The following is a 21819-nucleotide window of genomic DNA, read 5'->3' as shown; positions in this document are numbered from 1 at the left end:
GGGGTTCTGGGTTACTGGCTACCTTAATACGGATGAAGCCATTCTTACAAAGGTATGGCGCCTGCCCCGCACCACGATCGAATACGCCATGATATTTTCAGGAGTGGCAATGCCTGTTGCCCCGGCATCGCCGATATGGTACAAGTCCGCTCCAGCCATTTTGCTGTTCAAGGCGATCCGTTTGATCGTGTCTTCATCGGCACCTTCCTGGCTGGTACCAGTTGTGAGAATTGCCAAGGCACCTTTTGCATGGACAAGGTCAACGAGCTTGCCGGTTTTCTCGACTGTAAAGCCGGGGACTGTGCCAGGAGAAGGAATCAAAATAATATCGGCGCCTGCTTCTATAAACGTATTCAGTGTTTCTTCTGTCATCATCAAGCTGCCTGTCTCCCCGGCAACCCCGGCTCCATGCATCTTTCCTGCGATGATCAGCCCATCCTCGCCAAAAACACCTCTTGCTTTCGCAATGGCTTTTGCTATCTCCCGATTCGAAACCCCTGTTTTTGGATTCCCGGTTAAACAGACAAAGTCAAAGCCGAGCTCCTTTGCCCGTTTGAGCGACTTTTCGGTTGCGAGCCTTCCTTCAGGCAGAGTTTGCAATATTTCCAATTGGTCGGCCTGCAGGTCTACCGGCTCCAGATTTAAGCCAACTGGACGGCCCAGCATTTTTTTCAGTGTGCGCACAATTTCATCAGTATTCTCTTCATGCAATCCCTCCATTGACGGGTTCAATACGTCGAAAAAGTTTAATAATATCATGTCCGCGCCAAACGCAGCGGCCATTTCCGCATTTGTCACTGCGGGGTAAAGGGGCATAAAACTGCCAATCACTTCAGCAAGGATTGTTCTTCCCTCAGACGCAATGATTGCTTTTTTTAACTCCTGGCCTGTCATTTGCTCAAAATCTGTTGCAGTGCAGTCCAATAACCGTTTCATTGAAAATCCTCCTATGTAGTTTCTATGCTCTCAGTGCCCCCCAGGCTATCGCGGTGTGAAATTCTTTGTGGGGTTGTGTATCAATCGAAATATTACCATATTTAGGCATCGATTCATAGGAACTTTTATATTTAAGACACATGGTTGAGCGTATCGAGCGAAAAATATAGAATTTTCAGAGCAAATTTACGACAAATAATTTTAAGGTTTGATAAAATTTGTAAGAATACAAGAAGGAGGGAAATTCACCATGTTTGATGTAGTTATTATTGGAGCTGGTCCGGCAGGGGCAAGTGCTGCGTTGTTTGCTGCAAAAGCAGGTAAAAAAACGCTGTTGATCGACAACGACAAAAGCATGACAAAACGGGCCTGGATAGAGAACCATTACGGGCTTATGGAAATCTCAGGTCCAGAGCTTATTGACACCGGCAAGAAACAGGCTGAAAAATTCGGGGCTCAAATCATTCAAAATGAAGTGATTAATATCAGCAATTCCAATGATGCGTTTGTTGTTGAGACAACCGATGGTGAATACGAAACAAAGCACGTCATTCTTGCTACTGGCATAGCTGTCGGGCTCGCAGAGAAAATAGGGGTTAAAACAAAAGAAGGTTCAGAACCCCGAATCAAAACTGTGATTGATGCCGACCAAACAGGAAAAACGAACATTGAAGGTGTTTGGGCAGCCGGAACATGTGCAGGGGTGAGTGTACATACAATCATTACTGCAGGTGATGGAGCCAAGGTTGCCATTAACGTGGTCAGCCAATTAAATGGTGAACGCTACGTGGATCACGATGTTTTAAAAACGAATTAATTTAGTCTTATCAAAAGAAGATCACCGTTGGTGCTCTTCTTTTTTTTTAGCTAAAAATAACTATTTTCATTGTTTTAAAATAGTTCATTTTTCCTGTTTATGTAAAAAGTATATCATTTTACGGTATATTCCGACAATTGCTTGCTATAATACCTCATGAGTTTCAAAAATAGAACTATATGAATATATGTGAGTAACAATCTAAATCGAAATTCAATTGGAGGATGGCACATTGAAACGAAGTTTTAGGTTATTCATAGCGCTAATTTCCATTTGCCTGGTTGCTTTTTCCGGCTTTGGTTATTTACATCTGGAAAAGCAGGCACTCTCGTCATCAGAAAAACAAGTGCAGTTAATCAGCAAATCTTTTCCAATTGCCAAAAATCAGCCATCGAAAAAGGAAATGATGGTGAACGAAATCCTGCTCGACGTGCCATTGCTTAATCAAATGGACAGCCCGAGACTTTATAATGGCTGCGAGGTAACCAGTTTGGCAATGATGTTGAATTTTGAGGGGATAAATATCACGAAAAATGAACTTGCCCAAGAGATTAATAGAGTTCCTATGAGGTACAGCAACGGAAATTACGGCAATCCAAATGTTGGCTTTGTCGGCAATATGGAAGATGGGCCGGGCTTGGGAGTATATCATGAGCCCATTTATGCATTGGCCAAGAAATATGTTAATACCGCCGAGAATCTAACCGGGCAGCCATTTGATAATCTCATTAAAAAAGTTGCGAAAGGCTCTCCAGTCTGGATCATCACCACTGTGAACTTTGCACCTGTTGGTGGGTTCAAGACCTGGGATACTCCACAAGGACCCGTCAAAGTAACCTATAATATGCACAGTGTCGTAGTGACCGGATTTGATGATGAAAATATTTACATAAATGACCCCTACGGAAGCAAAAACAAAAAAGTGGACAGAGCTAATTTTGTTAAAGCGTGGGAGCAGATGGGCGGACAGGCGATTGTGCTGTGATTGATTCAGGGACGGCGTCTCCACTGCTTGTTTAACAAATATTTTATAATAAAAATTAGGAAACAAAGTACATTTGTTAAAGCACATGAATATGCTGCCTATGTAATAAAGGAGGTATAGTTCATGTATAATGAAAATACGAATGAGATGCCACAAGGCAATCAAGAGGAATTTGACGCAAGAAATGCCCAGGGCTTGTGCCAAAGGTATATGAATTACCATGTCATTGGGCAAATGAGAGACGGGACAAGAATGGAAGGAATCATCGAGGATGCTGACGATCAAAACGTAACAATGTTGGTGCCCGAGGAAGTGGAAGAACAGCAGGATACAAGGCAATTTGGCGGATATGGCGGGTTTGATGGATATGGCGGAGGGTATAGAAGAAGATTCCGTCGCTTCCGGCGCCGTCGTTTCCCTTATTTTGCCTTTGCATTCCCATTTATTGTTCCTTATCCTTATTACTACCCATATCCTTACTATTAACGAACACTTTTGGGGCAGCTTCCGGGAAGCTGCCCCTTTTTTGGCGTTTGGAAAAGCACAATCAAATTTTTTGAACATGCCAACCGTTGGTCAACCCTCGATAGCAGGATGTCACATCAATCCACTCTTCTGATTTTACATTATATTATTTTTGGATAAGAAAAAAAATTATTGGAACCATAATTTAATGGAGGTGCAGTATGAAAAAAATAATGATTATAGGGATTTTGATTGTTGGATTCGCATTCCCGCCGAAGGGCACCCTCGCCAATCAGGAAACCAATTGCAAAGTGCTCGAACAGATTTTTGCAACAGATGTGGAAGCTGAGAATGGTGTTTGTAAACTGGAAATTACCCGTGAAAATCTCCACGTAACACATATGGGCAAAAAACTATCACCCGAAACGATGGAACTGGTGTTTCATATTTCCTTTGAAAATGTTGATGGCCAAACCGCAGTGATAGGAGAAATGGCTCTACTGGAAAATGAAATCAACCCTGTTATAGATGAATTCCGCAAAGGGAATATAGACGTGTCAGCTATACATAATCATATGATCCATGAGCAGCCACGAATAATGTATCTCCATTTCCAGGGAACGGGCGATTTGACCCAGCAGGCACACACAATCAAAAATGCGATTGGGAAGACACGGCTTAACTAATTTCTACACTGCAGAGCTAAAAATTTAACAGGCATATTTAAAAACGACAGCCGTCCATTCACTGTCGTTTTTTAATTAAAGGGTTCTCCTTGCCTTCATACATACCCGGGTTATTGTTGTGGGCCAATGTGTTTCCCTGCCAATTTACGATATATCGTGTTATGTTATGCATATAATGATTATCATCAATCAAATACCAAGATCATGTGAAAGAAGTTGAAAATGTATGTTGGAAGAATGGCAAACAGCAGTTGAGGCATTGTCCCAGATTGAGATTAAAGCAAATCCTGATAATGAACCAGTAACCATCAATGGTAGCCCGGATGGTTTATGCTGCGTCGGTATCGGTACTGATGCTGCCGTTTTCCGGCATATCCATGCTCCGAACTACGCGTTCAAAGTGTATGCGGATGAACGTATTTCTAAAAAAGACATTGAGCGGGACGTATATGAACGGTTAGGAACTTCCCCCTATTTTTCAAAATTGCTGGGAGCCGGCGAACGATACCTTGTATTGAGCTTCGAACAAGGCACCACTCTGTATGACTGCCTATTACAGGGCATTCATATACCAAAGCAAGTGATCCAGGATGTAGAAGACGCGCGTGACTTCGTTCGGGAACGGGGCCTTAATCCAAGAGATATTCATTTAAAAAACATTCTGCTGCAAAATGGGAGAGCAAAGATCATCGATGTTTCGGAATATATAAAACCAGGTAACGATTACCGTTGGGAGCATTTAAAAAAAGGATATGAAGAGTATTATCATCTTATCGATGGAAGGCCTATCCCCTTTTGGCTGATGGAAGCCATCAGAAAGTGGTATAACCAGACAAATGGCAAGTTCTTTTCCTTTGAGGATTTTATGAAAAAAGTAATAAAGCTTTCGATGTTTTGGAGACTATGACATACATTAAGTCTTTTTTGCACTTAGGTTCAGTTGTATTAAATTGTTCTCCCAAATTTCAATCCAGCGGCCATCAGGATCAGCAATCCATATAAATGTGCCGTATTCACTCTGCTCAGGCTCCTTTAGTAGCGGAACACCGATTTTTTTAAAATGCTGCAAGCATTCGTCCATGCTGTCCACTTGAAAATTCAGCATGACTGACTGCTCTGGCGGAAAATAGCGGTCCTCCTCGGTAAACAGGGAGAAAGTCGTTTCGTTGCCAGGTTCAGGCCTGATGACTGTCCCATTCCAATCATTCTCCATTGAAATGCCGAAAACTTCTTTGTACCATTTTTTCAAAGCTTTCACATCTCTTGTTCTCCAGAAGACGCCCCCAAAACCTTTAATTTTCACTCTATCATCTCCAGCTTAAAGTAATTTCTGCTTTCTATGACAGCTATGAGCTGCTTTTTTGCAGCTCACCCTGAAATGGTCATAGTAGGTGGTTTTTCATCTTTTTGAACTGTCATGTGCTTATTGTACCAGCGCTTTCCATGCCAGCGTTGATATGTCCACGATAGTGCCGGCAATGGCCCCCGCCTGTGCAGCCAGAAGGAATCCGGTATTTCAAATTTTGGTGTGATCTTACCTGCCGCCACATCCGCGATCACCACGCCTGGACCCTCATGCCTGTCACGGCTGGCCAACACCTTCCCCTCAGCATCTACTATCATGGCACCAGCTTCATAATACCCTTTATATTTCAGCGGAAGCCAAGGCATTGAACACTCGATCGGGCCGCAATGGGAGGCATGTACGACAGGGGCACCTACAAAAGCTGCGAATGACCGGACGGACTCAAATGCTGTGCGGGAATTGTCCAATTCCCACTTATTAGTGACCGGTTTAGGATGCCATGATGGAACACTCCACCAACAGCTTCCTCCAACGACTATATCAACCCTCCCACGCAGTCTTATTGCAGTTTGAGACCTCATGAATTCCCAGCAAAGTGCAGATCCAGCAGAGATGCCAGAAACGTTGATGATACCATCATCATTACCGCCTACATAAAAACAGTTCTCCCACATTGTTGGTATATCTTTGTCATGCCGTCCCAAAATACCTTCCGGTGAAACGAGAAAAAATGAGTTGCGAACATGTCCATCGTCGTCCCGGCACAGGAATGAGCCCCCAACAACCGCACTGTGCCTCTTTGCAAGACTGGCAAGAAGCTTCATGGCCTCCCCATTCGGAGGCAATGGCGTGTCGGCGATCTGTTCGTCGAATGCCATGCCTGTTGTGAAAAACTCTGGAAGGATGATCCACTTTGCACCTTTTTCCGCTGCTGCATTGGCGAGTTTCTCACATGATCGTAAATTGGCAGCCACATCCCCCACGACTGGCTGCAGCTGGATAGCTGCCATTTTAACCTTAGCAAGGCTTCTTTCGTTCAAATTGTACCTCTCCTTCATTTCTGACTTTTCTAAAAATTATACATGCAAAATGAGAGAAGTGGAAATGAAAAGCAGAGTTTCTGGAAACATAGTGAGATTTTCGCATAGACCTGCTTAAAAAACGCGGACGATATACTGTCAGGACAAATTCGCTGGAAACGAACAACAAACCACCCGGGTCGAAAAGCAGAAAAATCTTTTCGATCAGGTGGTTTGTATGAATATTATTCCACTATGTTCGCGGTTCTTGTTGAATGCCTGAAAGATGAGGATTTATGATTGTTTTGAAATCCCACTAACTCCTTGCAGTTTGGTCTCTACTGGGTTGTGCCGCCGTAAAGAACGCTTTGCGGGGTGCCAGTAGCGACCGTCGGGTCCATCGCGTTTCCGGCCTGGTTCATAAAATTTTGCCCATATCCTGCATTTTGGCCTGGTTGGGAAAAATATTGGGCTGTTAACTGATCGCCTGCAGGCTGGTATCTATGCAGGAATGACTTCGCCGTATGGCTTTCCATTTTAGGCACCTGATAGGCACCCTGCCCGTTCATGAACAGGAATACTTCATAAGCCTGGTTGGCACAATTTGCCGCGCTGTTCAAGAGCAGTCTGCGAAGGTTAGGATCTGCACATTCCAGGGTAGCCCACATGCCATTTCTTGCTGCATTTTTATGGCAAAGCAGCATTGCCGAGGCGATTTCCATATCATTTAGTGTTGCATTGGCCTCAGGTGCAAACTGCGGAGGGTTTTGCAAGCCATATTGAATCTGCTGCGGACTGATCTCCCTTATATTTGTATTTGGCGGCACAGGTGAAAAACGGTTGTAATCATGCGTATATGCGACGAGTTCATTATAGGACACAATCTCCTCCTGTTGATGTCGCACGATCATCTCCAGCAATTGCGGGTTTTGCGTTTGTGCTGCGTAAAGATTGAAATGATTTAACATATTCACTTTTTCCATCAAAATTTCATGTACTTCCATCGTTTCATGTGCGCCGTACGGCATGAGAATCTCTCCTTTGATTGTTTTTCACGTCAAAGAATACTGTCTCCCCACACCGTGCTGATTATGCATTTTTCCAATGTTTTCAGAGGAAAAAAGTAATCATTTTATGTGTGGCCTTGTCTGATTACTTGAGATAGCTGAAATAACTAAAAAGAAGGTGGGATTTTTACATCCCGCCTTCCGGTATATACCATTAATCTTCAATATCCTGGTCTTGGTCTTGATCCTGGTCTTGATCCTGGTCCTGCTCCGAATCCTGGAACTGGTCGGCATTCGCCCGGGCGCGTACTCTTGCCCTAGAATCAGATTCTGAATCGGATTCAACATCAATTTGAATGTCAACCTTGGAATTTCCGCTGTCTTTTATTTTGGCAAAGTTATTATTTTTATTGCGGTTTTTTAATTCATTGTCGTTTTCATTGTCATTGTTATTATGATTGTCAGTGTTGACATCAACTTGATTGTCAAAGTTCACATCGGATCTTGAATTGTTATCAGAGCCGTTTCCATTTGATCTGCCCATCTGTCTCCCCCCTTCCATCCGTAATAATAACTTATTCACAATCGTGAAGGGCTGTATAGACTAAGGTACAACATTGACATGCACAATTTTTCACTCAAGCCTCTGCGGCAGTTTTTGTATGATATTTACCCGATAGCAAAAAAAACAACCCAGACATCATTCTCTGTCACAGTGACTGATTACTTTAGTTTGAATATCAGGATTCCGATAATCATGACCGCTATTCCAACTGCTTTGTTGGCAGTAAACATGATTTTTTCGGTTCCGAACAGGCCGAGTGAATCGATTACTAAAGCCATGATCAATTGGGATACAAGCATGATCGAAACGGAATATGCCGGCCCAAGCCCGGCAATGCCTCTCATGACACTATAAACAATGACCGCTCCAAAAACCCCTCCTAGCAGATAAACTTTATTGACCTCACTGATCCTGCTTATACTGCCGTCCCTGATGATCAAAAATAATATAAAAGATGCCATAAACCCAATCCCATGCACCAATGTGTTTGTCTGCCACAGGCCGAGCTTTTCACTCACCCTCGTATTAAAGATAGATTGCAAGCTTATCAAAATTCCGGCAAGCAATGAAAAAAGAACTCCCTGCAAAAAATTCTCCTCCTGACTCTATTCATATATATTCCCAATTGCCAACTCCTGAAATTTATCTAAAACCTTTTGTGAAGGCCTTTTCTGTTTCGTTCGATAATGGAAACTGTGAACATAACTTTTTTATTACCCTGTTTAAATGTCTGTAACTGGTGCCCAGTAAGTCTGCACTCACCTTTATTTACTTTGTACAATCGCATCTGTTTCTGAAATTCGTTATTAAACAAGATGTCTAAATTGTGTTCTTTCAAATATAATTTTAATAGTTTTCGATCGTGTATTTCTGTCACAGAATACCCCCTCGTATATATTAAAGAACATTTCTGCACACAAAAAAAGGACATATGTCCTTTTTTTCATATTATTTCGACGTATTCAAAGAACCTTTTAAGACTCGATCAAGCAATACAGCGATTGGTACTATTTGACTTGGACAACAATGTTGAATGGAAAATAATAAGTTGAATATTTTTTAAGTTTGTCATTATAATAATCTTAAAGCACCTACTCCATTCTTTTGGACTTTATTTTTCTATTAAAATTTAACAAGAAAGACATTGAAAGGGGGAAGTATGTTTATGATGAAGTATCTACAAAGAATTGGCCGTTCATTAATGTTACCAGTAGCAGTATTGCCGGCCGCAGCAATTTTGATGGGGATTGGTTATTGGATAGACCCAACAGGATGGGGAGCGGAGAGCCCGGTAGCTGCATTCTTAATTAAGGCTGGCTCTTCCATTATTGACAATATTCCAATCTTATTCGCAGTAGGTGTTGCACTAGGTATGGCCAAGGCAAAAGATGGTTCTGCCGCTCTCAGCGGATTGGTTGCCTACCTGGTAGTGACTACCTTGCTTTCCACAGGATCTGTGGCGTTGCTTGAAGGTGTTGACCCTGAGAAAGTAGACCCGGCTTTTGCGAAAATAGGTAATGCCTTTGTCGGAATTCTATCAGGGCTGGTGGCTGCAAACATGTATAACCGTTTTAGCCATGTGAAGCTGCCAGATGCATTGGCCTTCTTCAGTGGTAAACGCCTGGTTCCAATTATGACAGCGGTTACAATGATTGTGGTTTCAGCAATATTATTCTTTGTATGGCCAGTCATCTATACAGGATTAGTCTCTTTTGGTGAGGGTATTGCTAAATTAGGTGCAGCTGGCGCAGGACTATATGGGTTCTTCAATCGGCTTTTAATCCCAACAGGTTTGCACCATGCATTAAACTCCGTGTTCTGGTTTGATGTAGCTGGAATCAATGATATCGGTAATTTCTGGTCCGGAAAAGGTGAAAAAGGCGTTACAGGCATGTATCAGGCCGGATTCTTCCCTGTCATGATGTTTGGATTGCCAGCCGCGGGACTTGCGATGTACCATACTGCAAAAACGAAGAAGAAAAAGCAAGTTGCATCCTTGATGCTGGCAGCCGGCTTCGCTGCTTTCTTTACTGGGGTAACAGAGCCGATTGAATTTGCTTTCATGTTTGTTGCTCCGGCACTTTATTTCGTGCATGCAGTACTTACAGGTATTTCATTAGCTATCGCGGCAACTTTCAACTGGACTGCAGGGTTTGGTTTTAGCGCGGGATTTGTAGACTTTGTCCTAAGTTCACGACTCCCACTGGCTAACCAACCATATATGCTGCTGCTTCAAGGGCTGGTTTTTGCTGTAATCTACTACTTCTTATTCCGCTTCTTGATCACTAAATTCAACATCCAAACTCCTGGGCGGGAAGATGATGCGGATGAAGATGTAGTTGGAGACGCAGTAACAGGGGAAAATAAATTTTCGGCAATGGCTGCAACTATTTATGAAGGTTTAGGTGGAGATGCCAATGTCACATCCATTGACAACTGCGTAACACGCTTAAGAGTAGAAGTCAAAGACATGGATGCTGTCGACCAGAAAAAGATCAAATCCACTGGTGTACCGGGAATCAATGTTGTCGGGCAACACAGTATTCAAGTTATTGTAGGAACAAACGTACAATTTGTGGCTGATGAAATTGAGAAAATCCGCAAGTAATTAGTATTAGTTTCTTAGTTTGTTTGGGTAGGTGCCTTTAATCTGAGAAACTGAAGATTTGTATGCCTTCTCTATATTTGCCAAATAAAACAAGGAAGAGCCTAATTCGTTCAAGAATTAAGCTCTTTTTTTGATCTGAACTCCATCTCTAGAAAAATGATTTTATGATCTCCTGACGATATCCACAGTTTTTACAGTGGTATTCTATTTCCAGGGCGTCTTCGGTCACTACATGCAATGTTTCTTTTTTACAGTTTTCACAATATCTAGTTTCCCTTATTTCCTTCATAGGTCACCACTTTCTTTCGAATGCCATCTATGACTGTTTTAACCAACAGGGATGAATTTAAAACATGAAAGAGCGGGCGTTCAGTTCAATTCAAGAGCCTGTCGAGCGATAATGCCTGACACCAAATCGCCATATGCATCAACCGTGTATATTCACGATAAAAAAGAGCTTTGGCAGCTTCGCGCAACCCGGTTGAACGTTTGGCAATCTTGAAGGATGTGCTTTAGCCTTCAATTGATATCATTCATCCATTTCCCCTCCCCTTAATTTTTCTGGCAGAAAAAAGATAATATCACCAAAAATATCTTGAGACAATAAATATTCTGATTTTTCTGTTTAATTCTATATATAGGCAGTGTATTAGACGCTGGGAGATACAATAACTTACTGTTGCTGGGCATGTCCCCCCGTCCAATTAACGCTTTAATATTGTGAGGGCACCCCCACTCAATTAACGCGGTAATGTGTAGAATTCGAGTGTATTTTTATATAAACGGTCATAAACTTCTGCTTCTGTGAGGTTTTTTATGTGGGCGATGGTTTTGATGGATGAGTGAATCATATTTGGATGGGTGTTGTCGCCTTCAAATGGCCCTTCGAATGGCCATGGACCGTCTGTTTCGACCATTATCTGGCCAAGCGGGTAATCAAGCACAATCGACTGGATTTCCTGTTCATAGACGATATCAGGCGTGACGGAAATATAATAGCCATTCTCCGCCATCCTCTGTAACGTTCTTGCTTCGCCTTTAAACCAGTGAAAATGAGCCTTGGTGATGGAATGCTTTTCAAGAAGGCTGCATACGAGCGGAGCATCATCATGCACAGCATGGAGGATGATTGGCTTACGCCACCGTTTGGCATGGGTAATGAACGTTTCCAGCAACTCAACATATCCATGCAACGGAAATTCTCCCCGCTTCCATTCCTTCCTTGTATAGAACGGGAGGCCTACCTCCCCGACCGCAACCATGGAATGCTGATGGGCGTGCATCCATTCCAGCAAATCGGATAGATTGCGGTCAGTTGGCAATACCTGTTCCGGATGATAGCCAAACGCCGGAAATATCCTGCCATCTCTTTGTGAAAGTTCCAGATTGCGTTTGCACGATTCCAGCTGCATGCTTACCGATATCACCCCGGAAATAGCACCATCCGGAAAAAACTTTTCGATTTCTTCATCAGCATATTGATCAAGATGGATATGGGCATCTATTATCTTTTTTTCCATTAAGCCTCTCCACCCTTTAACGCGTAATATACAGTCCGTTTCCACTGTAGAAATGATTCCTCAAGCAATAAGTGTTCCCTCCTTGGCCGTGGAAATGGGACACGAAACTCTGCTGCTATACTTGCCGGTTTGTCCGATAATACAACGATCCGGTCAGCCAAAAATAAAGCCTCTTCGATATTATGTGTAATAAAGAGAATTGTTTTTCGGTGCGTCTCCCATATGGACAAAAGCCATTTTTGCATGTCCAGCCGGGTGAATTCGTCCAGGGCCGAAAATGGTTCATCAAGAAGCATGACCGTTTGCGGGCTGAGCAAGGCACGGATAAATGCCGTTCTTTGCTTCATCCCTCCGGAAAGCTGATGAGGATACGCTTTCTCATATTCACCCAAGCCTGCCGTCACCAGCATTTGTTTTGCGGCATGTTTATCGGCTTTACCTTGTAATTCCTGGCCAAGCAGCACATTTTGCAAAACAGTTCTCCATGGGAATAGGGCTGAAGTTTGGGGCATATAACTGATGAATCCCTGTTTTCCATTGATATTCCTGCCATCCAGGTGAATTTCTCCTTCATCCGGAGACAATATACCCCCGACAAGACTGAACAGAGTGCTCTTGCCGCTGCCGGATGGGCCGAGGATTGCGGTAAATTCACCCTCACTAACCTCCAGGTTTATGTCATGGAGTATTTTGTTTGTTCCAAAGTTCATGCTGACATTTTTCAAAGCAAGCTTGGTCATTTGATCCTATCCCCCTTCCTCTTCCAGCCTGCAAGCTGATGTTCCGTCCAGGCGATTCCACCAAAAAACAATATGCTTATCGCGATAATCGCAAAAATCGCTACAAAAACCCTGTCAGTCCGGAAAGAAAATGAAGCGAGGGTCATGTACACACCGATTCCCTGTTTTGCACCGAGCCACTCGGAGATCACCGCACCCATCACACTGTACGTTGCAGAGATTTTCAGGCCGGAAAAAATCGAAGGAAGGGCATGTGGCAATTCCAGCTTTCGAAAGACTTGGCCATCAGTGGCGCCGGCCATTTTCATATAATGCTTTAATTCCGCTGGTGTTTGCTTAAAACCGTCCAGGGCAGCGACTGTAATCGGGAAAAAACAGACAAGTGTGATGACGATCATTTTCGGCAAAATTCCAAACCCGAACCAGATGACTAAAAGTGGTGCCAGCACAATAACAGGCACATTTTGCGAAAGGATCAATAATGGATATACTGATTCTCTTACAAAAGGCAGAAGATGCAATACAACGGCAAAACCGATCCCAATTGCCGAGCCGATCAGAAACCCAACTAACGCAAGCTTGACAGTAGATATCAAATGTGTTTGAAAACCGGCCCAGCCATTCAATCCCTCGGTGAAAATGACTGAAGGTGCCGGTAGAAGCCAACCAGGTACTTCAGCTTTTTTTACGGACACTTCCCATATAATTAATAAAAGGAGGAGAACGAAAAACGGTCTCCACCCTTTTAGTTTCATTCGTTTCATTAGCGGTATTTCTCCGTCAATTCATTCATTGTAATACCATCGGGCTGATATAGAATCTTTACCTGTGATATGACATTGCTGCTTCCGACTTCAATCATCCGCGCATTCATTTCAGCTATGATAGACAGCAGCAGCCCAAGGTCACCTTCCATCGTCGTTTCAAGAGGATGGACTTCGTATTTTACTCCGGAATCCTCGATTACCTTGATGGCTTCATCAACGTACGGAATGACACTTTCCCCATTTTTTGTTTTTGGTATGATTTGAATGCTAACGAGTGCGTCGGCCATTTTTCTCCTCCTTATTGAAAATCATTCCTGAATGGTCTTTATTCCGGCAAAAATTCATTTGTAAAAGCTTTTTCCGCATCCAGCTCTTTTTCTAGCAGTTTATTTTCATACATCCAGCCAGCATAATTTTCCCATACCTCGAGTTTTTGTTCACCCCAGCGCTTTGCGTCGTCCTGGTAACGGGATGCAAGCCATTCCTGGCTCTTCTTCACAAGGTCCTCATCAAGGTCCGGTGCTGCTTTTATTAAAATATCCGCAGCTTCTTCCGGGCTGTTGATCGCAAACTGGTACCCTTCTGAAGCCGCCTTCACAAATGCCTTAACCGTTTTAGGGTCATTTTTAATCATGTCCTCGTTTGTAGACAGGACCGGCGTGTAGTAATCCAGTTTTTCGGTATAGTCGGTTAAATAAACCATATTAAGTTTCTCGCCGCGCAGCTCTGCTTCGATTCCAGTCCAGCCGTAATATATCCAGGCAAAATCAATCTCACGTTTTACGGCAGTGAAGAAATCAGTGTCGCCCATGTTCACTATGTTTACTTTTTCGACATCCGCACTTTCTAGCTTCATTAATGAAGAAATGACAGACTTCTCAACTGGGGAACCCCAGCCCCCATATGTTTTCCCTTCGAAATCCTTCGGTGCTTTAATATTTTTTGCAACAGGAGAGGCAAAACCGGAAGTATTGTGCTGTATCACTGCTGCAATCGACACTAGCGGCACCCCCTGGACGCGAGCCAGCGTAACTCCTTCCTGATAGCTCACCCCAAACTGTGCTTTCCCGGCAGCCACAAGCTGGTCGGCTCCGGCCTCACCAGGCATGATGATTTCTACATCAAGCCCTTCTTTTTCAAAATAGCCCTTCTCCTTTGCCACATATAACCCAGTGTGGTTTGTGTTCGGTGTCCAATCAAGAACAACGGACACCTTTTTCAACTTCTTCTCATCTTCGTTTTCGGAACCTGCCTCATTGGTGGCACATCCTGTGATTAGAAGCATTGCCATAAGTAGCATAATCCATTTTTTCATACGGCCTTCTCCCCTTAATCTATGTATTGGTGTTGCTTGCCTGGCCGCTCCCCGGGGCATTAAAAAAGCGCCCGGACCATACCCGGGCGCATAATAACAAACATACAAGTTTGTAAGTATGTTCCCTTCGCTGGTATTAGCCAGAATCAGGTTCAAAGGGTCAGTTCTATCGGAACTATCTCAACCGGCAACACCGGTCCCCCTACATATTTCTCAATATTCAGTTTTGCAGCTGCATTTTCATTATAACAAATACTGTTTTTTTTGCCAGAAAAAAATTCACCTTGAGTGTCTGGACGTTTCCCAATATTATAATGATGCCAGAAACCGTTTCTTTTCTTTGAAATAGGCCCATTCCTTAAATCCGATTTCTTTAAGCTTTTTCTTTACGAGGTCAAAATCATCGCCAACCCGGTCAGGGTCATGGGCATCAGAACCAAAGGTGGCGGTCACCCCAAAATGGAGGGCCCTTTCAAGGATGTCATCAGCCGGATACCAGCCGCCGCTGTATTTCGTTTTTCCTGATGTATTTACTTCGATGGCAATATCATATTCAGCAATGACTTTTAATGTCTTCTCGATTGCTTCGGTCTGAATTTCAGAAAATGCTGGGTAAAACCCTTTCATCGCATCAATATGGCCAAGAATCTGGAACATGCCGCTCCGGGCGGATTGCTCGATCAAGTCGTAATACGTTTCCTTTGTCTGCCGTTTTTGTCGTGCGGTCAAGCCTTCCCAGCGGTCCTTTTTAAAAATATTGATCCCGTCCACGTGATGGACGGAGCCAATGATGTAATCAAAAGGATATTGGTCGAAACACTGCTGATAAACCTGGACATGCTCTGGGAAAAAGTCGGACTCGACCCCTAATAGAACATCAATCTTCCCCGCATATTCCTTTTTGAACTGCAGCACTTCTGCTATGTATTCCGGAAACTGGCTTTTCCCCATGGCGATATGTGGATACGGCTGGTCCTGTTCACTTGAAAAATACGGTGTATGGTCAGCAATCCCGATCATGTCCAGCCCTTTTTCGATTCCTGCCTCGATATAATCCCGAATCGTTCCCCTTGCATGACCACAGCGTATGTGGTGGGTATGAAAATCAAATTTTTTATCGTTGGCCATCGCAGTTGCCCCTCTTTCCAATCAACTTCTGTTAACAGCTTATAACATTCTCAATAACAGGACAATTAAATCAATCAATATTTAATTTCTTATATTGACAAATGCGGTCTTCCTATATAAAATACTGAATAATTTTGCAAAATTATAAATTTGATTCGTCTTTTGACGAATCAAAAAGGATGATTGTTTTGGAACAGTTAAACCATTGGTTACAAAAGCACGTGCGCATTATCTATTCACCATTTCGCGAAATGATTACAAGCCTGCATGTACTGTATAACCCTGCCCACCATCTGCCGCGGCTGGCATGGGCGGAAGAAATGAAGGCCGCAATGAAACCGTCATTGTGGGAATCCGCCTGTCTGTACGGCGAGTTAAGCAATGAATGGCTCAATTTTCTCGACTTGCAGGATCATCTGAATTTTGAAGAGAAGCACCCGGAGGAGGCAATTGAGCGAATAAGGCAATTGAACAGCGAAAAATTCATCGATTTTTTCCTTGGTAAACGGGCCAGCCTGCCGCATGCCGAATTAAGTTCCGGGGAGAGGGAGGTACTGTCCAAACCACGATATTTTCAGGCTGAGCTATGCGAATTTTTATATCAGTACCAACAACAATTTTTCGCGCGGGAGCTTTTCAGGGTGGAACCGTGGCTTGTCAAGTCTGTCCATGAACTGAAAGCCAGAATGAAAAATAATCCGGCTGAAGCGGTCGGTTCAATTCACCCTAGGTTCAAGCTGGAAAGGAAATCGCTAAAATTTTTCAAAGCTGAGACATGGGTGTTTGATTATGCGGAGATCGACACTTTAACAATTTACCCATCAACGTTTATCGCCCCGCATTTGCTGGTTGGTTTGGAAGTGCCTCATATTATTGTCTATTACCAGGTTGCCCTTCCCAAAGAGCATCAACCTGCAGGTGTCCCCGAGGATCTGATGGACATCCTCCAGGCTTTTGGGGACAAAACAAGGTTGAACCTGCTGAGAATGCTTCTATACCATCCGTACTGCACCCAGCAGCTGACAGAGAAGACAGGCCTGGCCAAAGCCACTGTTTCCAAGCACTTGAAACTGCTGGAAGGTGCCGGGCTGCTTCATTATGAACGGCACGGGCATTTTGTCTTTTACCGCACCAAAAAAGAGAAATTGGAGCAATTAAAGGTGGATTTGAATCAATTTTTCGACCAGCCTTTAATGGAGAAAAAGGAGGAATCATGATGTGGCTTCCCTTTTCCGCTACCTTTCAGCGGAACTATTTGGTCATGAAGAGGGCTTTTCCCTGGTCATTTTTTTTGGGCCATATATTGAGCGGCATTTATATTATCGTTTTTGCCTATCTCACCTACTTTTTTGTATTTCATGAAGACCTTAATGAAAAGTTTGTTTCCTCGGCAGGTACGGAAGACTATGTTTCCTACGTCATCCTGGGCGGATTGCTTTATTCTTTTTCCGTATCGCTGCTGATGATTGTCAGCCGTGCTATCATCACGGAGCTTAGGGAAGGCACGCTTGAAGCACTGCTGCTCTCCCCGTCCTCGAGGAAAGGGTACTATTTAGGGTATATGGCCCAAGGGTTCATGCGGATTGGACTGGAATTTTTGGCAATCACATCTGTTGGCTATTTTTTTGGATTGCATATGGAAAATGTCAACTGGCTCAATGTCGCTGTCGTCCTGGCCGTCCTGATTTTCGCGATTTTCAGCCAGGCACTGATCCTCGGCACATTCATGCTGTACTTCAGGGATACATACATCACACAAAATACATTGTTTGTACTGATGAGCCTTGTATGCAGCATTACATTCCCATCAGAATTTCTGCCTGCCTCAGTAGCCTGGATTGGGGAAATCATGCCATTGACACATGGGGTGGATGCTCTACGGATGGTTTGGATTGAGGGGCAGCCTTTATCCGGCGTCACACCTCTGCTGATGAAGATGATTGTGCTCGGACTCATTTACTTTCCGATTGGTTCTATATTCATCAAAAAGATGGAAAAAGTGGTTTTGGAAAAACATTTTGGATAAGGGGGAATGGTTTGTGATTGAGGCAAAAGGATTGAAGAAAACCTATATGATTTCTAAAAAGACAGGTTTGTTTCGCAGGGAAAAACAGCCGGTACACGCTGTTGGCGGCATAGATTTAACGATAAATGAAGGAGAAATTGTCGGGCTGCTCGGTTTGAATGGAGCAGGAAAAACGACGACAATCAAAATGCTGTGCACGTTATTGAACCCGTCTGAAGGAACAATTTCTGTCGACGGGATGGACGCAGTCAAGGATGCCATCAAGGTAAAGAACCTTGTCAATATGATCGCCGGGGGAGAACGGATGCTGTATTGGCGTTTGACAGGGGTCGAAAATCTCCGGTATTTCGGAAAATTATATGGCCTTCATGGCGCAGAGCTGGAGGCTAAAATTAAGGCCTTAATCCAGGAGGTTGGTTTATCCGCCGCAGCGGATACACCCGTCGAGCTGTATTCAAAGGGCATGAAGCAAAGACTGCAGATTGCCCGGGGCCTGATCAATGACCCGAAATATTTATTTCTGGATGAACCTACCCTCGGTCTTGATGCACCGGTAGCAAAACAGCTCAGGGAAACTGTCAAGAATCTGGCAAAACAACACAAAAAGGGGATTCTGTTGACAAGCCACTATTTGGAGGAAGTGGAAGAGCTTTGCGACAGGGTCTATATCATTGAGAAAGGAAAGCTGGTGCTTCATGATACTCCGCAAAATATCACGGCAGCTGTAGTGAAAGATTTTTATGTATCGGTTGAAACGAGATATTTATCAATGATTGAACAGAACAAAATCTCAAAAAGCCTGCCGGGCTGTACTGTGCATTTTATTTCAACTTCGGACGCCTCAATTATGGAAGTCAACGCGCCGTTTGACCCGACATCCAGTGTTATCGCGGTTTGTGTAGACCAGGAGATTGCCATTCAAAGGCTCGAGCTCAAAAGGCCTCGTCTCGAGGATGCAATCCTTGCCTTGTCAAAGGAGAAATCTGCATGAGAACTCTTTCAATTTTATGGGCCGAAGCTGTCAAGAGCCACCAGCATAACTTTCATAACCTGCTAGTGTACTTTTCCCTGCTCATCTGGCCGGCACTTTTATTTGTCGTATCTTACTATTCCTTCAAGCCGTTCAATTTATCAGAAACGAGTCCCTTATCTCAATATATGGATGTTGACCAGATTATGTTGTTTTTACTTACCGGCTACCTTGGATACATCTTCTTTTGGAGCCTGGTCCAGTCCGCCTGGAATATGTCTTATGAACGGCAGGCAGGAACTTTGGAGCTGATTTTTTTGACCCCGGTCTCCCGGATCACCATCATGTACGCAAGGGCTGCCGGCAATCTGCTTGAAGCGGTTTGGCTTTTTACCGGCTTCACTCTGCTGGTGCTGTTCGCTACTGGCCAGGCTGGACAAATTCACTGGCTCAATGTCCCGGTTGCCCTATTGCTATTAAGTGTCTCAGCGATTGTATGGGGAGGCTTTTTGAATATAGTGTTTTTATTTTCTAGGGACGCCGGCATACTGTTCACTATTTTCGAGGAGCCGATGCAGTTTTTCTCAGGCGTTCGCATCCCGGTGCTGGCGTTTCCTTTATGGGGAAAAGCAGTAGCCTTCTTCTTCCCATTGACCTATGTGCTCGAAATCTTTCGGGAGCTCGTTATAAATGGAGCTGGATTGTGGCAGCTTGCCAGCCAGTTGCTTACTCTTGCGGCGGTCCTGGCCACACTGTTCATGGCATCATTTTTTCTGATCAAAAAAGCAGAACATCATGCCAAAGAAACAGGGAATATGGTCCTGTTTTAAATATACATTATCTGTAATACAAAAGGAGAGCCCGGTCAACGGCTCTCCCATTGTTATGCTTTTTTAACTTCAATAAATAATATTTGGTGGCCATCCATTTCTTTTACGGTAAATGAAAATCCTTCAATCTTAAGAGTGTCACCGGGCTGTACGTCATATTGCCGGGACAGGAACCAGCCGGCAAAGGTGTCGACATCTTCTTCGGAAAGAGCAATGCCAAGGATATCGTTGACATCTTCAATTAATACCTTTCCACTCATGATATAGTGGTTTTCAGCCAGTTTGCGGATGTCAGCAACTTCATCTGCATCGAATTCGTCCCGGATTTCCCCGACGATTTCCTCCAAAATATCTTCGACAGTTACAAGACCTGCTGTTCCACCGTATTCATCATGCAAAATTGCCATATGAGAACGTTCCTTTTGCATTTTTAAAAGCAAATCGTGTATAGGGATGGTTTCGATCACACGAATCACTGGATTTATAAAGTTTTCCAGAGTCTTATCTTCATCGATCGGGCTGACAATAGTTTCCGTTAAAATTTCTTTAATATTCGCAACACCCAGAACATGGTCTTTATCGCCATTTACAACGGGGTATCTTGTATATTTTTCCCGCCGGATCGTTTCCAAAATTTCTTGCCTGCTGTCTTCAATCGACAAGGTAACCATTTCCGTACGCGGGACCATGATTTCTTTGGCGACCCGATTATCAAACTCAAAAATGTTATTGACATAAGTCAGCTCTGATTGATTGATTTCCCCGCTCTCATAGCTTTCCGACAGAATGATGCGCAATTCTTCTTCGGAGTGGGCTAGCTCGTGTTCAGAGGCTGGCTTAAGCCCAAAAACTCCCACAAGCAATCTGGCAGATCCATTTAATACCCAAATAAACGGGTACATCAGTTTATAGAACCATATAATTGGTTTTGAGAATAATAATGTGACTGCTTCTGCTTTTTGGATTGCGACTGTTTTAGGCGCCAGTTCCCCGACTACCACGTGCAAAAATGTAATCAAGACAAAGGCAATACCGAAGGAAATCAGGTGAGAAACAGATTCATTTAGTTCCCATGCTTTAAAAACTGGATACAGCAATTTTTCCACAGTCGGTTCACCAAGCCAGCCGAGGCCAAGCGCTGTGACGGTAATACCTAATTGGCAGGCTGATAAATATTCGTCCAAATGGGTGACCACATGCTTTGCAGCTTTTGCCCCTCTTTTATTTTCCTCAATAAGGTGGTCAATCCTTGAACTTCTCACCTTGACAATCGCAAATTCTGTGGCTACGAAGAAAGCTGTCAAAGCGATCAACACTGCCACAAGTATCAGATTAAAAATCTCCAAATATTTGCCTTACATAAAGTAAGGCGTTCACCTCCTGAATGTTTAAGAACAATTATTCTTCTGAATTCCCCTGGAAGAAAATCATGACAAACTTCACCAATTCCAATAGTGAAATTAACACAGCGGCAACGTATGTCAATGCTGCGGCATTCAATACTTTTTTGACTCCATGCTCTTCATCGTTGTAAAGAAGGCCTTGGGCAAGCATCAAATTCCTTGCCCGGCTGCTCGCATTAAATTCAACTGGCAGTGTGATCAACTGGAAAGCGACTGCGGCAGAGAAGAATAAAATACCGACGCCGATCAGAGACAGCTGCTGCATCAGCATTCCGCCAAGGAATAGAAACGGGGCAATTCCTGACGCAATATTCGCAACCGGAAACAACCGGTGGCGCAGTGTCAAAGCACCGTATGACTGTTTATGCTGGATTGCGTGGCCTACTTCATGGGCAGCTACTGAAATGGATGCAATAGAGCGGCCATAGTACACAGCTTCAGAAAGACGGACAACGCGGCTGACTGGATCATAATGGTCGGAAAGCATGCCCCGCACTACTTGAATCGGGACATTGCCCAGCCCATTTTCATCAAGGATACGGCGTGCTACTTCAGCACCTGTATATCCTGTCCTGCTCGGAACCTGCGCCCATCTATTAAAATTTCCTTTCACCCTGAATTGAGCCCAAATGGATACACCGAATGCAATAAAAATCACAAAATCCATAGGATGGAACAACATTTTTAATTTCATCTCCCAATTTATATTTATTAAAGCACATGAAA

General features: G+C 43.6%; 24 protein-coding genes and 1 riboswitch. Of the genes, 10 read left to right on the top strand and 14 right to left on the bottom strand.

Features of this window, described 5'->3' with window-relative positions:
* Positions 1–18: 18 nt before the first annotated feature.
* Positions 19–936, bottom strand: coding sequence for a DUF7916 family protein (locus CVD19_RS20080; RefSeq protein ID WP_101584939.1), 918 nt, complete (start codon positions 934–936; stop codon positions 19–21).
* Positions 937–1186: 250 nt separating this feature from the next.
* Here CVD19_RS20080 and CVD19_RS20075 point away from each other — a divergent pair, with 250 nt between their 5' ends.
* The 5 genes from CVD19_RS20075 (at position 1187) to CVD19_RS20055 (ending at position 4796) form a co-directional block, all read left to right on the top strand.
* Positions 1187–1753: an FAD-dependent oxidoreductase gene (locus CVD19_RS20075; protein ID WP_101584936.1), complete on the top strand. Its 567-nt coding sequence runs from the start codon at positions 1187–1189 to the stop codon at positions 1751–1753.
* Positions 1754–1985: 232 nt separating this feature from the next.
* Entirely contained in the window at positions 1986–2738 is a 753-nt protein-coding gene (locus CVD19_RS20070; RefSeq protein ID WP_374702910.1) for a C39 family peptidase, read from the top strand.
* 123 nt (positions 2739–2861) lie between these two features.
* Positions 2862–3224 carry a hypothetical protein gene (locus tag CVD19_RS20065; RefSeq protein ID WP_257985217.1) on the top strand — a complete coding sequence of 121 codons (363 nt, stop codon included), beginning with the start codon at positions 2862–2864 and terminating at the stop codon, positions 3222–3224.
* A 200-nt stretch (positions 3225–3424) separates the two neighbouring features.
* Positions 3425–3889, top strand: a complete 465-nt coding sequence (locus tag CVD19_RS20060; RefSeq protein WP_101584934.1) for a DUF1259 domain-containing protein — start codon at positions 3425–3427, stop codon at positions 3887–3889.
* Between the two features lie 226 nt (positions 3890–4115).
* Positions 4116–4796: a serine/threonine-protein kinase gene (locus CVD19_RS20055; RefSeq protein WP_101584932.1), complete on the top strand. Its 681-nt coding sequence runs from the start codon at positions 4116–4118 to the stop codon at positions 4794–4796.
* A 6-nt stretch (positions 4797–4802) separates the two neighbouring features.
* Here CVD19_RS20055 and CVD19_RS20050 read toward each other — a convergent pair whose 3' ends face one another.
* From CVD19_RS20050 to CVD19_RS20030, 5 genes are all read right to left on the bottom strand, one after another.
* Positions 4803–5192, bottom strand: coding sequence for a VOC family protein (locus tag CVD19_RS20050; RefSeq protein ID WP_101584930.1), 390 nt, complete (start codon positions 5190–5192; stop codon positions 4803–4805).
* A gap of 65 nt (positions 5193–5257) precedes the next feature.
* A complete protein-coding gene (locus tag CVD19_RS20045; protein WP_219620108.1) occupies positions 5258–6235 on the bottom strand; it encodes a carbon-nitrogen hydrolase family protein in 978 nt (325 codons plus the stop codon).
* A gap of 317 nt (positions 6236–6552) precedes the next feature.
* Positions 6553–7242, bottom strand: a complete 690-nt coding sequence (locus CVD19_RS20040) for a spore coat protein (protein ID WP_101584928.1) — start codon at positions 7240–7242, stop codon at positions 6553–6555.
* Positions 7243–7435: 193 nt separating this feature from the next.
* Positions 7436–7765: a hypothetical protein gene (locus CVD19_RS20035; protein ID WP_101584926.1), complete on the bottom strand. Its 330-nt coding sequence runs from the start codon at positions 7763–7765 to the stop codon at positions 7436–7438.
* A gap of 179 nt (positions 7766–7944) precedes the next feature.
* Entirely contained in the window at positions 7945–8373 is a 429-nt protein-coding gene (locus CVD19_RS20030) for a DMT family transporter (protein WP_101584923.1), read from the bottom strand.
* Positions 8374–8951: 578 nt separating this feature from the next.
* On the opposite strand from CVD19_RS20030, the gene nagE reads away from it, so the two are divergent.
* Positions 8952–10394: an N-acetylglucosamine-specific PTS transporter subunit IIBC gene (gene nagE / locus CVD19_RS20020; RefSeq protein ID WP_101584918.1), complete on the top strand. Its 1443-nt coding sequence runs from the start codon at positions 8952–8954 to the stop codon at positions 10392–10394.
* Between the two features lie 740 nt (positions 10395–11134).
* On the opposite strand, the gene CVD19_RS20015 is transcribed toward nagE, so the two are convergent.
* The 6 genes from CVD19_RS20015 to CVD19_RS19990 all read right to left on the bottom strand — a co-directional run bounded on the left by CVD19_RS20015 (position 11135) and on the right by CVD19_RS19990 (position 15864).
* Positions 11135–11914: a TatD family hydrolase gene (locus CVD19_RS20015; RefSeq protein WP_101584916.1), complete on the bottom strand. Its 780-nt coding sequence runs from the start codon at positions 11912–11914 to the stop codon at positions 11135–11137.
* Complete coding sequence (locus tag CVD19_RS20010) at positions 11914–12654, bottom strand: ABC transporter ATP-binding protein (RefSeq protein ID WP_101584915.1); 741 nt, start codon at positions 12652–12654, stop codon at positions 11914–11916. The genes CVD19_RS20015 and CVD19_RS20010 overlap by 1 nt, the downstream gene beginning before the upstream one ends.
* Positions 12651–13418, bottom strand: coding sequence for an ABC transporter permease (locus CVD19_RS20005; RefSeq protein ID WP_101584912.1), 768 nt, complete (start codon positions 13416–13418; stop codon positions 12651–12653). The genes CVD19_RS20010 and CVD19_RS20005 overlap by 4 nt, the downstream gene beginning before the upstream one ends.
* A complete protein-coding gene (locus tag CVD19_RS20000) occupies positions 13418–13708 on the bottom strand; it encodes a thiamine-binding protein (RefSeq protein WP_101584909.1) in 291 nt (96 codons plus the stop codon). The genes CVD19_RS20005 and CVD19_RS20000 overlap by 1 nt, the downstream gene beginning before the upstream one ends.
* A 38-nt stretch (positions 13709–13746) precedes the next feature.
* Positions 13747–14736 (bottom strand): ABC transporter substrate-binding protein, encoded by a 990-nt coding sequence (locus CVD19_RS19995; protein WP_101584908.1) that lies wholly within the window; start codon positions 14734–14736, stop codon positions 13747–13749.
* Positions 14737–14841: 105 nt separating this feature from the next.
* A riboswitch (TPP riboswitch) is annotated at positions 14842–14950 on the bottom strand.
* Positions 14951–15045: 95 nt separating this feature from the next.
* Positions 15046–15864: a histidinol-phosphatase gene (locus CVD19_RS19990; RefSeq protein WP_101584905.1), complete on the bottom strand. Its 819-nt coding sequence runs from the start codon at positions 15862–15864 to the stop codon at positions 15046–15048.
* A 188-nt stretch (positions 15865–16052) separates the two neighbouring features.
* Between CVD19_RS19990 and CVD19_RS19985 the strand changes: the two genes are divergently transcribed.
* From CVD19_RS19985 to CVD19_RS19970, 4 genes are read left to right on the top strand one after another with little or no spacing between them, the layout of a single operon-like run.
* Positions 16053–17081, top strand: a complete 1029-nt coding sequence (locus tag CVD19_RS19985) for an ArsR/SmtB family transcription factor (protein ID WP_257985216.1) — start codon at positions 16053–16055, stop codon at positions 17079–17081.
* Positions 17081–17890 carry an ABC transporter permease gene (locus CVD19_RS19980; protein ID WP_101584904.1) on the top strand — a complete coding sequence of 270 codons (810 nt, stop codon included), beginning with the start codon at positions 17081–17083 and terminating at the stop codon, positions 17888–17890. Before CVD19_RS19985 ends, CVD19_RS19980 begins: the two co-directional genes overlap by 1 nt.
* A 13-nt stretch (positions 17891–17903) precedes the next feature.
* A complete protein-coding gene (locus CVD19_RS19975) occupies positions 17904–18881 on the top strand; it encodes an ABC transporter ATP-binding protein (protein ID WP_101584902.1) in 978 nt (325 codons plus the stop codon).
* Positions 18878–19690, top strand: a complete 813-nt coding sequence (locus tag CVD19_RS19970) for an ABC transporter permease (RefSeq protein ID WP_101584899.1) — start codon at positions 18878–18880, stop codon at positions 19688–19690. The genes CVD19_RS19975 and CVD19_RS19970 overlap by 4 nt, the downstream gene beginning before the upstream one ends.
* Before the next feature lie 53 nt (positions 19691–19743).
* Here the strand turns inward: CVD19_RS19970 and CVD19_RS19965 are convergent, their stop codons facing one another.
* Both CVD19_RS19965 and CVD19_RS19960 read right to left on the bottom strand, forming a co-directional pair.
* Complete coding sequence (locus tag CVD19_RS19965) at positions 19744–21036, bottom strand: hemolysin family protein (RefSeq protein ID WP_101584898.1); 1293 nt, start codon at positions 21034–21036, stop codon at positions 19744–19746.
* Positions 21037–21088: 52 nt separating this feature from the next.
* On the bottom strand, positions 21089–21775 hold the full coding sequence (locus tag CVD19_RS19960; RefSeq protein ID WP_101584896.1) for a zinc metallopeptidase: 687 nt from the start codon (positions 21773–21775) through the stop codon (positions 21089–21091).
* Positions 21776–21819: the final 44 nt, after the last annotated feature.

The sequence above is a fragment of the Bacillus sp. T33-2 genome, assembly GCF_002860205.1.
GTDB lineage: Bacteria > Bacillota > Bacilli > Bacillales > Cytobacillaceae > T33-2.
The sequence above is the reverse complement of the archived record's forward strand: the minus strand, read 5'-3'. Positions and strand labels throughout refer to the sequence as shown.

Bases quoted from the DNA above. Each gene is read 5' to 3' on its own strand.
- CVD19_RS20080 (WP_101584939.1), bottom strand. From the start codon at position 936: ATGAAACGGTTATTGGACTGCACTGCAACAGATTTTGAGCAAATGACA.
- CVD19_RS20075 (WP_101584936.1), top strand. From the start codon at position 1,187: ATGTTTGATGTAGTTATTATTGGAGCTGGTCCGGCAGGGGCAAGTGCT.
- CVD19_RS20065 (WP_257985217.1), top strand. From the start codon at position 2,862: ATGTATAATGAAAATACGAATGAGATGCCACAAGGCAATCAAGAGGAA.
- CVD19_RS20060 (WP_101584934.1), top strand. From the start codon at position 3,425: ATGAAAAAAATAATGATTATAGGGATTTTGATTGTTGGATTCGCATTC.
- CVD19_RS20055 (WP_101584932.1), top strand. From the start codon at position 4,116: ATGTTGGAAGAATGGCAAACAGCAGTTGAGGCATTGTCCCAGATTGAG.
- CVD19_RS20040 (WP_101584928.1), bottom strand. From the start codon at position 7,242: ATGCCGTACGGCGCACATGAAACGATGGAAGTACATGAAATTTTGATG.
- CVD19_RS20035 (WP_101584926.1), bottom strand. From the start codon at position 7,765: ATGGGCAGATCAAATGGAAACGGCTCTGATAACAATTCAAGATCCGAT.
- nagE (WP_101584918.1), top strand. From the start codon at position 8,952: ATGATGAAGTATCTACAAAGAATTGGCCGTTCATTAATGTTACCAGTA.
- CVD19_RS20015 (WP_101584916.1), bottom strand. From the start codon at position 11,914: ATGGAAAAAAAGATAATAGATGCCCATATCCATCTTGATCAATATGCT.
- CVD19_RS20010 (WP_101584915.1), bottom strand. From the start codon at position 12,654: ATGACCAAGCTTGCTTTGAAAAATGTCAGCATGAACTTTGGAACAAAC.
- CVD19_RS20005 (WP_101584912.1), bottom strand. From the start codon at position 13,418: ATGAAACGAATGAAACTAAAAGGGTGGAGACCGTTTTTCGTTCTCCTC.
- CVD19_RS20000 (WP_101584909.1), bottom strand. From the start codon at position 13,708: ATGGCCGACGCACTCGTTAGCATTCAAATCATACCAAAAACAAAAAAT.
- CVD19_RS19995 (WP_101584908.1), bottom strand. From the start codon at position 14,736: ATGAAAAAATGGATTATGCTACTTATGGCAATGCTTCTAATCACAGGA.
- CVD19_RS19990 (WP_101584905.1), bottom strand. From the start codon at position 15,864: ATGGCCAACGATAAAAAATTTGATTTTCATACCCACCACATACGCTGT.
- CVD19_RS19980 (WP_101584904.1), top strand. From the start codon at position 17,081: ATGTGGCTTCCCTTTTCCGCTACCTTTCAGCGGAACTATTTGGTCATG.
- CVD19_RS19970 (WP_101584899.1), top strand. From the start codon at position 18,878: ATGAGAACTCTTTCAATTTTATGGGCCGAAGCTGTCAAGAGCCACCAG.
- CVD19_RS19960 (WP_101584896.1), bottom strand. From the start codon at position 21,775: ATGTTGTTCCATCCTATGGATTTTGTGATTTTTATTGCATTCGGTGTA.